This window comes from Humiphilus diazotrophicus, assembly GCF_059726315.1.
In genome coordinates, this window is record NZ_AP040870.1 from 6653441 (window position 1) to 6667892 (window position 14452).

8 protein-coding genes are annotated in these 14452 nt (G+C 52.5%); 7 read left to right on the top strand and 1 reads right to left on the bottom strand.

The features are described 5' to 3' along the window. Positions 1 to 322: 322 nt before the first annotated feature. On the bottom strand, positions 323 to 1171 hold the full coding sequence (locus tag AC6I7T_RS26915) for a TIGR03435 family protein (protein ID WP_497790893.1): 849 nt from the start codon (positions 1169 to 1171) through the stop codon (positions 323 to 325). A gap of 411 nt (positions 1172 to 1582) precedes the next feature. Here AC6I7T_RS26915 and AC6I7T_RS26920 point away from each other — a divergent pair, with 411 nt between their 5' ends. The 7 genes from AC6I7T_RS26920 (at position 1583) to AC6I7T_RS26950 (ending at position 14307) form a co-directional block, all read left to right on the top strand. Further along, positions 1583 to 4576, top strand: coding sequence for a TonB-dependent receptor (locus AC6I7T_RS26920; RefSeq protein WP_497790894.1), 2994 nt, complete (start codon positions 1583 to 1585; stop codon positions 4574 to 4576). A 4-nt stretch (positions 4577 to 4580) separates the two neighbouring features. Further along, on the top strand, positions 4581 to 6701 hold the full coding sequence (locus AC6I7T_RS26925) for a VWA domain-containing protein (RefSeq protein WP_497790895.1): 2121 nt from the start codon (positions 4581 to 4583) through the stop codon (positions 6699 to 6701). A 603-nt stretch (positions 6702 to 7304) separates the two neighbouring features. Continuing rightward, a complete protein-coding gene (locus AC6I7T_RS26930; RefSeq protein WP_497790896.1) occupies positions 7305 to 8195 on the top strand; it encodes a TIGR03435 family protein in 891 nt (296 codons plus the stop codon). 72 nt (positions 8196 to 8267) lie between these two features. Further along, the gene (locus tag AC6I7T_RS26935; protein WP_497790897.1) at positions 8268 to 9110 is read left to right on the top strand and encodes a TIGR03435 family protein; all 843 of its coding nucleotides are present in this window, start codon (positions 8268 to 8270) and stop codon (positions 9108 to 9110) included. Between the two features lie 220 nt (positions 9111 to 9330). Further along, positions 9331 to 10686: a sialate O-acetylesterase gene (locus tag AC6I7T_RS26940; RefSeq protein ID WP_497790898.1), complete on the top strand. Its 1356-nt coding sequence runs from the start codon at positions 9331 to 9333 to the stop codon at positions 10684 to 10686. Positions 10687 to 11259: 573 nt separating this feature from the next. Further along, a complete protein-coding gene (locus tag AC6I7T_RS26945; RefSeq protein ID WP_497790899.1) occupies positions 11260 to 11598 on the top strand; it encodes a PadR family transcriptional regulator in 339 nt (112 codons plus the stop codon). 24 nt (positions 11599 to 11622) lie between these two features. Further along, positions 11623 to 14307 carry an ABC transporter permease gene (locus AC6I7T_RS26950; protein ID WP_497790900.1) on the top strand — a complete coding sequence of 895 codons (2685 nt, stop codon included), beginning with the start codon at positions 11623 to 11625 and terminating at the stop codon, positions 14305 to 14307. The last annotated feature ends 145 nt before the right edge of the window (positions 14308 to 14452 follow it).

Below are 14452 nucleotides of genomic sequence, written 5' to 3' on the forward strand. Positions count from 1 at the left end.
CTGATCGGCCTAGATGGCCGATGGCTAAACATTAGCCCAGTCCGTTAGGGCTGGGTAGGAGATACAAAACGATTTATGAGCGCTGGAGGCGCGAGACCCACTGTTCATTGCGTTCGAAATCAGGTGCCGCGCCGCTGGCGCTCGGATATGTTTCCGCCAGTCGCCCCAGTCCTGACGGACTGGGCTGACATCTTGTACCGGCCCTTTGGGCCTATTCCTCTCTTCCGTTCGCTCCTAACCATCTGTGGAGTTCTCGGCTGTTGCAGTGCCGCTTCCTTTGCCGGAAAGCTGGGTTTCAGAGTGCAGCTACGCTGGAATTGCGCTAGTTCCCTGATGGTTTTTCAAGATGCTCTATGACGATTGATTCTATCTGTCCCTTGGACTCCTTAATGATGAAACCGAGAGCTTTGAGGGACACAAAGATTGAGGAGACAATTGCATCGTTTGTGTCGGAGTCATTTTCTCCGACTTCGACGCGAAAATCATACTTTCCTGAGAGGCTGGTTTGATTGATGACCGGGCGTCCGAGCCACCTGCTGAGGCGGGCTGCAAATTCCGGCATTGTTATGTTAGTGCCAACGAGACCATCCCCGTCCGGATAGCCTCCTCCAATTCCTCCCGCCCACGAAACCCCCGAATCTTCTTTTGCGGGTTGCAGCTTTAGTCGTTCGTTGTCCGCTGTAAGGACATAAATCTTGCCTTCTTTGGTTTCCCGATGAAACTTGAGTTGGAAGCGTTCAACGAGCAACGATTCAAGCATTTGCCTCTGTTCTTCATTGATGGGCGTCTTTTCCGAAGCGACTGTAAACTTGCCTGCATTTTCAGCGGGAGGCTTGGCCTCAATATTGAATCGGTCCCTCTTTATCCAATACGGAGCTCCGGAGATCTGAAAATCCTGAACGTTGAAGGCCTCTGTAAGAAGGTACTGGAGGTTGCAGGCGCCGCAGAATATTCGCCCGCCCGCATAGTTGGACAATCCTATCCCGATCCTTTCTCCCGGGTGCGTCGGGCGAATGGATATAATTTCAAACTTAGGTAACTGCGATATCGTTGCAACATCTTGAGCGAGACTGCTCAAATTGGAAAGACATAGGCCCCAGATTGTGAATGCCAGAGAGGCAAAGAGAGGAGGATTAGTGCTTCTATCGCGCTCGCAATCCTTGCTTGTCATTGCTTGACTTCCTTTATGTTGCGAAAGTTGGCTCCAAATCCTGTGACGATGACAACGATAGCATATGCTTAAACCGTTTTGAATCGGGTAAGAAGTCATTGACAACGTTATCAATTGCGACTATTGTGTGGTCCTATCTCTCCTGATTTTGGCTTGGTGAGGATTATCGGATAACAGGTTCCATCGTTTTTGTGTGGATGACACCGCGCTTACTAACTCTCACTCCTAACTGGATTTTCCGCATGTAAACGTTTATTGTTGTTAGCCTGAATGAATTACTGGGAAAAGTTGTTTTAGAAAGGCATTTGGGTGGGCCTGTAGACTATGGGAGTTCAAGCTGCAGTTGTACACAATGAATGTAGCCTGGATATAGGTCTCAGATCATATTGAAAGGCCGACTTCTAATTAAAGATGCTGAACCTGTATAGCTGGAAGCGAAGTTGGTGGGGCTGGAAGATCTTTGCAGCCGGGAGCCTTCTCTGGGCTGCATTTGCTCAGGGGGCAGAACATCGCGGGCAGGTAGTGACGAACAACTTCCCGGTGCCTGGAGCCATTATTACGGCGACGCAAGGCGAGAAGAAGTTCGTTACTGTAACGGATGCCCGGGGAAGCTACTCCTTTCCGGATCTCGCTGATGGGGTCTGGACGGTCGATGTCGAGATGCTTTGCTTTGCTCCCGCAGAGCAGAACATTACGGTCGGTCCGAGCGCGGCTCCTGTGCAGTGGGAGCTGAAGATGCTTCCGCTTACCGAGGCCCTGGCGAAGAGTTCGACTGTTCAAGCACCTGCTGCCACGGCTGGAATAACACCGGCGCAAGCTGCAGCACCGGCAAAGGCGAAGAAGGATTCCGGCAAGTTCGAGGCTTCCGCCGAGAAGCCTCAAGCTCCGGAGCCGCAATCCTCTTCCGATGAAGGATTGTTGCTGAATGGCAGCGTCAACAATGCCGCGACCTCTCAGTTCTCCCAGTCACAGGCCTTTGGTAATGCTCGTCATTCCCGGAGCATCTATAACGGAGGCTTGGCACTGAGCTTCGGTAATTCGGCTTTGGATGCTCGCCCTTATTCCTTGAGCGGGTTGGAGGCGCAAAAGCCAAGTTACAGCCAGGTTACAGCGGTGGCGAGTTTCGGAGGCCCGCTCCGGATTCCTCACTTTGCGCATCGCCCTCCTAACTTCTTTTTGATCTATGAGTGGACGCGCAACAGCAACTCGCTTTCGCAGAGCGGCTTGGTTCCGACTCTTGAGCAGAGGACAGCTACCGTCAGCACCGTTGATCCTGTTGCTCAGTCCTTGCTTGCCCTCTATCCGCTTCCGAATGTAGCAGGGAATAGCACCTACAATTATCAGATCCCAGTGCTGAACGGAGATCATAAAGATGCCTTGCAAGCTCGCGTCAGTCGTGGGTTTTGGGAGCGCAGTTTTATCTCCGGATCGTTCGGACTTCAGAGTTCACGGTCGGACAACACGAATCTCTTCCACTTTCACGATCGCACCGCAGCCTTAGGCGTGAATCTGAATCTGAATTTTTCTCGGCAGCTTAATCGTAGTTTCTCAATCGATAGTAGTTATAGCTTCAGTCGGTTGCGCATGAGGATGGATCCAAACTTCGCCAACCGGATAAACATCTCCGGAAACGCCGGAATGACGGGGAATAACCAGGACCCGGCGAACTGGGGGCCTCCGACGCTGGTATTTTCGAGTGGAATCAGTTCGCTTAGCGATGGGCAAAGCGCCTTTAATCGCAATCGGACAGACTCATTCGCCGGGGCGGTCAAGATGTATCTGGGCAAGCACAACATTACGGCTGGAGGCGACTTCCGCAGGCAGCAGTTCAACTACTTCTCGCAAGAGAATCCGAGAGGCAGCTTTACCTTTACGGGAGAGGCCTTCGGCTCAGACTTTGCCGATTTTCTGCATGGAGTTCCCGATACTGCTTCGATCACCTATGGCAATGCCGATAAATATCTGCGCCAATCGAATTACAACCTCTATGCTACGGATGACTGGCGCGTCCATCCCGACTTCACTCTTAATATAGGAATCCGCTGGGAATATAGTGCTCCGATAACGGAGCTGAAGGACCGGCTCGTTAATCTGGATGTCGCGTCGCAGTTCGCTTCTGTTAGTCCCGTGGTGGCAAGCAATCCGGTTGGTTCGATTAGCGGACAGCACTTTTCTAGTGCGCTCATGCGGCCTGATCGTACTCACGTGGAGCCGAGGATTGGGCTCTCCTGGCGTCCGATTGCGGCTTCGTCCCTGGTGATACGCGGCGGATACGGCCTCTATGCGGATACTTCGGTGTACCAGAGCATTGCCTTGCAGCTCGCGCAGCAGGCTCCGTTTTCGAAGAGCATAAGCGTGAGCAACGCTCTTTGTACGCAGTCGTTGAAGAATGGGCCGAATGCCTGTACTTCGACTACGGCAGATACCTTCGGGATCGCTCCCGATTTCCGATTGGGCTATGCGCAGGTGTGGCGCGTCTCGGCACAACGCGACCTGCCTGCAGCCTTGCAACTTACCGCCACCTACCAAGGCGTAAAGGGTTCGAATGGCGTGCAGCAGTTTCTGCCCAATACCTATCCTGTAGGAGCCTCCGATCCTTGTCCCGAGTGCCCGACGGGTTTTCTCTATCAAATCTCTAAAGGAACCTCCTCGCGGCATGAGGGATCGATTCAATTGCGTCGCAGATTGCGCAGCGGACTGACAGCTTCGGCACAATACACTTGGTCGAAATCGATTGACGATGACTCGATTCTTGGAGGGCAGGGCCCGATGGCCGCAGGCGCAACGACTGCATCGGAGAAAGCCTTGTCGACGGCGCAGAACTGGCTCGACCTGCATGCCGAGCGGGGCTTATCGACCTTCGATCAGCGGCATTTGCTGAATGCGACTCTGCAATACACCACAGGGATGGGCATTGGCGGACGTACGCTGATGGGGGGCTGGTTCGGCCGTATGTATAAGGAATGGACGGTGCTGAACACCTTCTCGATAGGATCGGGATTGCCTGAGACTCCCGTATATCTGGCCACGGTGAATGGCACCGGCTTTACGGGAAGTCTTCGCCCGGACAGAACCTCGGCCTCTATTTATCACGCTCCACCTGGATATTATCTAAATCCCGACGCTTTTGTTGCGCCGCAGGCAGGGCAGTGGGGGAATGCGGGACGAAATTCGATTACCGGTCCGCAACAGCTATCGTTGAACAGTTCGCTGGCTCGAACGTTCCGTCCCACGCAACGACTTACCGCAGACTTCCGCATCGATGCAACAAACCTGCTGAATCATGTAGTGTTCACGAGTTACAACACTACGATCAATCCTGCGCTAGCGAATCCGCTCTTTGGACTTCCTGCGGGAACGAATCCGATGCGTAGTCTCCAGATCACGACAAGGCTGAGGTATTAGGGCAATGAAGAAGACTCTCTCGTTATTGCTTGCGGTCGTCTCGCCTGCTTTGGTCTGTGCGCAAGTGATTGGGCATAACAAGGATGCGGGTAAAGACGAGTACACCCTCTCGGTCCGTTCTCAACTCGTAATCGAGACGGTTACGGTCAAGGACAAGGCCGGTAACCCGATCCAGGGTTTGACGGCAAAGGATTTCACTTTGACCGAAGAAGGGGTTCCGCAGAAGATTCGTTTCTGCGAGCATCAGAGCTTTTCTGCTGAGGCGACTCCTTTGCCAACACTTTCTCGCGAAGAAGAGAAGATTCAGATCTTCAAGAAGCTTAGCCGTTCCGATATCGCGTCGGAGAGCTCGGAAAAGTTGCGTTATCGTAATCGCCGCTTGATGGCCTTGTACTTCGATATGTCAGCGATGGGGCAGGCCGAGCAGTATCGTGCTCTGCGGGCGGCGGAGAGCTTTGTCCGCAAGCAGATGACGGCTGACGATCTGGTCTCGATCATGCGTTACAGCAACGGCTCCGTCGATGTGCTGCAGGATTTTACCGAAGACCGTAATCGGCTGCTGAGTATTCTCTCCACCATGATTATTGGAGAAGATCAGGAGTGGGCCACAGGCAGCAGTAACGAAAGTGCAGCCGATACCGGAGCGGCTTTCGGACAGGACGATGCCGAGTTCAACATCTTCAATACCGACCGCCAGCTCTCTGCTCTGCAGACAGCGGCAAACATGCTCGGCCGTCTCAGCGAAAAGAAAGCCCTCATCTATTTTGCCGGTGGTATGCGCCTCAATGGCATCGATAACCAGGCCCAATTACATGCAACGGTAGATGCGGCGATCCGTTCCGGGGTCTCCTTCTGGCCAATTGATGCTCGTGGGCTTGTTGCCGAGGCTCCGTTGGGCGATGCGACAAAGGGTTCACCTGGCGGAATCGCCATGTATACGGGGATGGCTGCGCAGGCTCGTGCGGCGGACTTTCAGCAGTCGCAAGACACTCTCTATGCACTCGGCGCGGACACGGGCGGCAAGGCTCTGCTCGATACGAATGATCTGTCCCGGGGAATTACTCAGGCACAGCACTCTATTTCGGATTACTACATCCTGAGCTACTACACGACGAACTCCAATCCTGACGGACGCTTCCGCCACATCAAGCTCACGGTCAGTCATCCGGATGTCGCGAAGATGGATTACCGGCAGGGCTACTATGCCGGGAAGGTTTTCAGCAAATTCACCGAGGCTGATAGAGAGCGTCAGTTGGAAGATGCCTTGATGCTGGAAGATCCGATTACGGAACTCACCATCGCCATGGAACTGGATTACTTCCAGCTGAACAGCGCCGAGTATTTTGTGCCCATCGTCGTCAAGATTCCCGGGCGTGAGCTGGCTCTGGCAAAGCATGGAGGAGCCAGCCATACGCTGCTCGACTTTATCGGTGAGATCAAAGATATCTATGGCGGAATCACGATCACCAATATCCGCGATCACATGGATATCAAGCTCACGGAGAAGACAGAAGCGGAGTTGGCGCGAGTTCCCATCGAATACGATGGTGGTTTTACCTTGCTTCCCGGCAAGTACCGGATCAAGTTCCTGGCCCGCGACGATGAGACCGGGCGCATCGGGACCTACGATGCGGTCTTCACGATTCCGAACCTCAATAAAGAGGAGCAGCACGTTCCGATCAGTTCGGTTGTGTTGAGTAGTCAACGCGTACCGCTGCAGGATGCTCTCTTCAATGCCATGAAGGCAAAGGATCAGGCAAAAGAGGCGGCTGCGAATCCGCTGGTTACGGAAGGGAAGAAGCTTATCCCTAGCGTGACCCGCGTCTTCAATAATAAGAAGACCCTCTATGTCTATCTGCAGGGTTATCAATCCGGACCGGATGACGGCAAGCCGTTGATCACTTATGTAAGTCTCTATAAGGGACAGTCGATGGCATTTCGTTCGCAACCGATTGCCGTGACTCCAGCAGGAACGGCGAAACTCAAATCTGCTCCGTTCAGCTTTGGGGTGGATCTGGGAACTTTGGCCCCTGGGGCTTATGACTGCCAGGTTTCGGTACTTGATCCGACAACAGGCAAGAGCACCTTCTGGCGCGCTCCGATTGAAATCAAGGTATCTCCATAGAACGTTTTGCATCGATTTGCTCAGAGGCAGCGTAGAAAGGACAGATTGCATTAGCGGCGAATAATACAGCAGTCGTCGCCCCGGCCCTCCGGGACGGGCTCCTTTATTGCGAACTAACCCAGGATTGCGCTTGCTTACGCTGCGCTTCATCCTGGGCTAGTATCGATTCCTCCCTCCAGGAGGAAGGTTGAAGTTTCTATATTTCGAGGGGGGAACCGCCTTGGGAACGGCTTTGAAGATGTGATATCAGTTTGTGTCAGGGCATGGGCTTTAGCCCTGCCGCAAAGACAGTGAAAGAGGATTGGGCTTTAGCCCCTGTAATGGCAAGCCCTAACCGAAATGCCGATAGAAAAGCGATACTCATTTCTCGACATACATTTTTCGGCGAAGGAAAAGACACAGGGGCTGAAGCCCAAAAACTCTTAAGGACTTTACCATCGGCACGACTAAAGTCCATGCCCTGACACAGGGCCATTACTAATGGCTTGAATGACCGAAATGCTGTTATATTTCCGCCATCAAATAGAACCTTCAGCATCCCGATCTGATACCCACGGTGATAAGGCCCAGAGACCATCCTCTGAGAAAGCGAGTGTTTCTAATATGTCCAGACGAGGACGGTATCGTTCTTTCTTTGCTATAGCGCTGTTGCTCTCAGGCGTTGCGGGGATTGCGAGCAGTCGAGCGCAAGAGGTGAGGCCTAGCTGCTACAGCAGTTCTGCTAATGGGGTTCCGGGTTTTGAAGTCGTGTCCATTAAAGAAGATGATCCCAAGATAAGCAGATATTCGTATGACATCGATCCGGATGGACTTCGTCTTGAAGGGTTCACCTTGAGGGATTTCGTCAGGTTTGCTTATGGGGTGAACAACGACCTTATTGTGGACGGCCCTAAATGGGTCGATTCTGCTCGCTATAGCATTCAAGCGAAGGTTGCAGAATCCAATGTCGCAGCTCTGAAGAAAATGAACAGAACTGAGCGTAAGGACATGCTGCGTGCGGTTCTAGCAGATCGTTTCGGACTCAAGGTCCACTGTGAGCCCAGGAAGCTTCCCGTATATGAGCTTGTGATTGCCAAGGACGGACCCAAACTAAAGGTCCATCCTCCAGATCCGGCACAAGACAAAGGCCAAGCCGGAGGTAATTGGAATATTCCCGGTGAGTTGATGGTCTATCCATCGAGACGGATAAAGGGGGTCAATGTCATGATTCCTGTGATCGTCAACCACCTTCAATCCATGCTTCATCAAACTGTAATCGATAAGACGGGACTTACTGCCAACTACGATTTCGATCTTAGTTGGACCTCCGACGAAACTACCGGTGCGAGTACTCAGTCATCAAACGAGCCGTTTCGTCAGACTGGTAAGTTGGAAGATTCCGGACCCTCCATTTTCACGGCTATTCAAGAGCAGTTAGGACTAAAATTGGTGCGGTCTAAAGGAATGACTGATGCGCTCGTGATAGATGATGCATCTGTACCACGTTCAAACTAGGTGCTGGAATAGGGCGCTCTCTGACGAGGTGATAGTGTGATGTTGTTTGAGTGTGACAGGAGTTTTCTGAAGGTGAACCGGACTCTTATTCCAGTTCTTGCGTTTGCTTCGTTCCTGAGTGTTGCTTCGACAGCGACGAGGAGCTTTGCGGAGGACGTGTCGTCCAAGTGCTATAGCACCCCGGTTTCAATGTCGGATTCCGGCAAGATGCCGAAATTCGACGTGGTATCGGTCAAGGAAGTTACCCACCCGCTAACTTCAACCTCATTTTCTCTCGATCCGGATGGCATTCGGATCAGCGGCTCGTCGCTGCAGTATCTGATCCATAGAGCCTATGGAACTAACCTTCAGCTTATTTCGTGCGGCCCCAAGTGGGTTGAATCTACCATGTTTGAGATTCGAGCCAAGATCACCGAGTCGGAAGTGGCGCGTGTGAAGGCACTGAGCCAGGATGAGCGTAACATGATGTTACGCTCAATCCTGAAGGATCGTTTTGGGCTCACCTTCCATTGCGAGCAAAGGAAAAATTCCGTCTATGAGCTTATCCCTGCGAAAAGCGGAACAAAGCTCAAGCTTCATCCTGAAGACAATGCCCCTGGATCGCTCGTGCTCCATATAGATGGACGAATGAAAGGCACTAATGTTCTAATATCGGCGCTGATCTCTCATCTTCAGACCAGAGTGAAGCAAGTTGTGCTGGATAAGACCGGACTCACCGGGCATTACGATTTTGAGATAATTTCGACCCCGGGGAATGAGTTGTCAGCTTCGCCGTCACAGACGGATGCGGCAGATACCTCTACGGCATCTCTCTTTACGGCACTTCAGGAGCAACTGGGGCTGAAGCTGATACCAGTCAAAGCCATGGTAGACGTACTGGTCATCGACGATGCACATATGCCCAATCCTGACTAACCTGAAGTCGTATCATATTCTGGATCTCTAGATAGGTTTAACGAGCTTCTTTTGTGGGCAGGATCACATCCGTCACAATCCGGGTGTCGTATTCTCGAATTTCTACCCACAACTCAAGGGTTCGCAGATCCCTATTCGAGATTGGGCAAAGTTCTATCTTCAGTGATAATGCCCGTGATCCCGTTCCTGTTGTGGTGAGAAGGAAACGGGTGCCGTAGTAGTGGATCGACGCAGCTTTCTGAGAACCAGTAGTATTTGTGCTGCAGTAGCTTGTGCCAGTCGATATCTTATCTGCGGTGGAGCGCTCAGAAGTGCGACCCGGCCTGCCGATCAGGGAAAGCTTCTTCATAAAGACCGAGCCTACGATTACGATTTGTGCTTCGTTCCCGCCTATGGACAGAGTTTGTCGATGGGAGAGCGGGGGGTTCCTGTTCTCTCGACCAGACAGCGCTTCGATTCTTTGATGTTTGCGGGTGGGCCTCTTGCGCAGGCTTACAGCAGAGATGTGCGCCGCGATTATGCCTCACTTGTGCCGCTTGTAGAGCGAGACTCGCAAGCCGGTTTCGATTTCGATCTGCTAGGTATCGCCGATCCTGGGGAGACTCCGCTTTCCGGCACCTTTGAATCTATCAAGGAACTGATGCAGTCGCAGGACGGATTGACGACTGAGAATATCTGCTATCGTCTGCTTGGCTCTTGTCCTGGACATGGTGGCTGGCCGCTTGAATTGCTCACGAAAGAATCGGGACCGTATCAGCGCCTTATCTACGAGGTGCGGCAGGCAATGCGGCTGTCCAGAGAAAAGAGACTTAGCTGTGGAGTTCCGGCTCTGATGTGGATGCAAGGCGAGGCCGATAGCATCACTCCGCCGACACATTACCAAGCCACATTGCAGAAACTGTTTGAAGATCTGAACAACGATATTGTCGCTATTACCAAGCAGCGGAAGCCGGTGCAGTTTCTGATGTATCAGACGGCCCAAGTTGGATGCTTTGGAATTGCTGCTGCGCAATATGAGCTTGCAAAGAAGCTCAGCAACGTACATATCGCTACTCCTGCTTATCCTTTTCAAACCGATGGCCCTCCCTGGAATGACGAGGTCCACCTGTCGGCACTCTCCTATAAGGTGATGGGTGCTTACTTCGGTTCGGCATATAAGCGGCTGGTCATCAACCGTGAGCCTTGGTTGCCGCTTTCTCCTGCGCAAATCTCTTCGAATGGCAGGACGATAATCATTCGCTGCAATATGTGCAACTCCGCAAAGCTGGTGGCAGATGGGATGACGACCACGACAACCTGTCCTATCAAGCCGTCGTATGGATTCACCGTACAGGATGCGGGTGGGAATCCGCTGAATATCGATAGGCAGGTACGAATCATCGGCCCGAATGAGATCATGATTACCTTACCGAAGCCTGTTACGCCGGGCTTCGTTTTGAATTACGGCGATGTAATCAATGGACACGGCGGCGGGAATATCCGCGATAACTTCGGCGAACAGTACATCTTCGATGGCGGCGGCCTAAATATCCGAATGCATAACTGGCTGACTGCTTTTAGTTATCAATTCGCCTAGCCGTCGGACGTGAAGTTTCTATTCTTTGAAAAATAGTCAGAGTGATAGTAACGAGAAATTATCCCGGAGATGAGCCGGTGGCTTATGTTAGAGCGCGAAGTCAATCACGTTTCACAAGTTGGTTTCTCTCCCGGAGGGAGCAGCCGATAATAGCCACGGGTGGAGCGAAGCGGAACCCGTGGTAACGTACAAAATATTGCCCGTCCCGGTAGGTGGCGGGACGAAAGCTTGGCCAATCCGGTGAAGTCAGATTCGTTCCGCCCCATACGGGGCGGAGATCTTGCTTATATCTGAGTCCCCCGGGTTTCGCTTCGCTACGCCCGGGGCTATTGTCGTGGCATCCCTCCAGGATGCCTTTTGAATAGCGTCGGCAGACTTCCATGACTTAATCGAATTCTTAATTGTTGCAGAGATACTTCCTGACAGCTAACTCTGAAAATATAGAAGCTCTGAGGGTGCTTTGCGTCCGTGAAGGTGGGGCACCCGGATACCTCTATCGGCAACTCCAAAATCCCTACCTGTTGACATTCTGACTATTCAAGTTCATAGTCAGAATGTCAACAGGAGTAGGAGATGGACAAGAGCAAATCCGACGTCTTGCAGGGAACGCTGGATCTGATGGTTCTTAAGACGTTAGAGTCGATGGGGACTTTGCATGGTTATGGCATTGCCCGACGTATCGAGCAAGTGAGTGACAACACGCTGGCGTTAAATCAAGGCACGATCTATCCTGCGCTTCTGCGGCTGGAACAGCGTGGCTGGATCAAGTCCGAGTGGGGACTTTCCGAAACCAATCGTCGTGCCAAGTTCTATACCCTCAGCCGTACCGGACGAAAGCAGATCGAGGCAGAGACCAAGAATTGGGAGCGCATTGCGGCAACCATGACGCGTTTCCTTGCTCCATCAAACTAGAACATTCCCCAAACGGAGGCAACGATGGACTGGCTTCGGATTCTATTCAGTCGCTGTCTGGCACTCTTCCGAACCGAGAAGCTGAATCTGGCTCTTGAGGAAGAGTTGCGCGCGCATATCGATCTTGCAATTGCAGACAATTTGCGGCGGGGCATGACGCCGGAAGAAGCCAGAACCGAGGCGTTGCGTAGTTTTGGAGGTGTTGCTCAGGTGGAGGAAGTCTACCGTCAGCAGCGCGGACTTCCGTGGCTCTCCTCAGCGATGCAGGATATTCGTTTTGGCGCGCGGATGCTGATCAAGAATCCGGGCTTCACGCTTGTTGCTATCTTGACTTTAGCTTTAGGTATCGGCGGAAATACTGCCATTTTTTCTATTGTGAATGGAGTCTTGTTGAACCCACTGCCATTTCCTCAGGCAGACAAATTGGTCGCGCTGCATGAGAGCAAGATCGGATTTCCGAATGGCTCCATCCCATATGTGAACTTTCTCGATTGGCAACGGCAGAATCATAGCTTTTCGTCGATGGCCGTAGCTCGCGGTTACGTTTTCAGTCTTACCGGCAGGGGCGATGCCGAGCAGGTAAATGCTCAATTTATTTCAGCGGATTTCTTCACTGTATTAGGACTCAATCCAATACTCGGACGTACCTTTCTGCAGTCGGAAGAGCAGCCCGCCGCAGCTCCTGTAGCGCTCATCAGCGAAGGCCTTTGGAGACGGAAGTTCAGTGCTTCTACTTCCATCCTGGGGAATCCTGTTACGCTTGATGGCCGGAACTACACCATCGTTGGAGTGATTCCTTCCAGCTTCCATCTGCAGTTTTCGAATTTCAGTGAACAGGATGTATATGTTCCGATACGCCAATGGAATAACCCTCTGCTGCTGGATCGTGGTGCCGGTTTAGCTATTCACGGTATTGCCCGCCTTCGTCCTGGAGTGACATTGAAACAGGCGCAGGCCGATATGGATACTGTTACGCATGATCTGGCCGTAGCCTATCCTGAGGCGAATGAGGGCACGAAGGCAAAGATCATTCCGCTAAAGGAGCAAATGGTGGGTGATGTGCGCCCCTTCCTTCTGGTGTTGCTCTGCGCGATAGGCTTTGTTCTTTTGATTGCGTGTGTGAATGTCGCAAGCCTGTTGCTGGCTCGCTCCGTATCCCGTGGGCGCGAGTTTGCCGTCCGTGCGGCACTGGGAGCCAGTCGTGGCCGAGTTATCCGGCAGCTGATTACGGAAAGTCTACTACTAGGTTTGATAGCGGGAGCCATCAGTCTCTTGCCTGCGATATGGGGCACACATGCGGCGATTAAGATACTTCCTGCTGCGCTTCCACGTACTGCGGAGATCGGCGTTGACTTTCGCGTGCTGGCATTTACGATGGCTGTTTCTCTGCTGACGAGTTTGCTATTCGGGCTGGTTCCGGCTTTACGGGTTTCGCAGCGCGATCCTCAGGGAGTGCTCAAGGAAAGTGGACGCGGAGCCGTACAGGCACAACACCGTACCTTAGGTCTCTTTGTTGTCATTGAGATGGCCGTAGCCTTGGTCCTGCTGGTCGGGTCAGGATTGATGATTCGAAGTTTCGTTGCACTCTGGAGTGTCGATCCCGGTTTCAATCCGCATAACGTGCTGACCTTTGGTTTCTCATTTTCACCTACGATGAAAGATGCCTCATCGGAGAAGATCCGTGCTGCTTATCGCGATGTGGTGGAGCGGCTGGCTTCTGTTCCCGGCGTAAAGGCAGTCTCGCCGGTGTGGGGCGCGTTACCTATGGCGGGCGACGATGAGCGATTGTTCTGGCTGGAAGGTCAAGCGCGTCCGGCAAGCGATAAAGATATGAACTGGGCGATCGATTACATTGTGGGTCCGGATTATCTGCGGGTGATGCAGATTCCTCTGCTGCGAGGCCGTTTCTTTACGCAGCAAGATAACGAACGCGCCCCTCTTGTAGCCGTAATTGACGAGGTCTTTGCCCGGAAGTACTTCGCTGAACAAGATCCCATCGGGAAGCGGATTCATTTGAGCGAAAGATCGGACGATGTCAGTGTTGAGATTGTCGGTCTTGTTCCGCACGTGAAGCAGTGGGGACTCGATCTGGATGATGGCCATTCTCTGCGGGCACAGATTTATTTACCGTCTATGCAGATGCCGGACAGCTTCCTAATTCTTTCCCGTACCGGTTCCGGGATGATTCTACGGTATGAGGGGGCTCTGACTGCAATTGCCGATGGGATTCGACTGGCAAGCCGTCAGATGAGTGTTGATCAGGTGATAGCAGGGAACCAGACGATGGACAGCATCATCTCCGATTCCATTGCGTCCCGCCGTCTGGTAATGATTCTCTTGGGAGCTTTTGCCGGAATGGCTTTGTTGCTGGCCTGTGTCGGAATTTATGGAGTTATGGCCTATCTGGTGTCGCAACGTACGCAAGAGATAGGAATCCGCATGGCTCTTGGGGCACAGAAACGAGAGATGTTGTTACTTGTTCTGCGACGGGGTGCCTGGCTCGCTGTTGCAGGTGTTGTTATCGGGATGGGGCTGGTGCTGCTGCTTACACGGTTGATGCATAAGCTTCTCTTTCATGTTAGCGCAACCGACCCTGCGGTTCTTGCCGGAGTTAGTGGACTGCTGATCGTTATCGCGCTGATAGCCTGTTTCGTTCCCGCAAGACGAGCTGCCTCCATTGATCCAATGCGTGCCTTGCGGACGGAGTGATCTTGAGAAGATTAGGTGCCGCGCCGCTGGCGCTCGGATATGTTGTCTGTCAACCCAGTCCTGACGGACTGGGCTCTAGAGTTTCTACATTTAGAGAAAGAAAATTAAGAGAAGTGAGAGGGTAAGACGTGTGGCTCAACTTGAG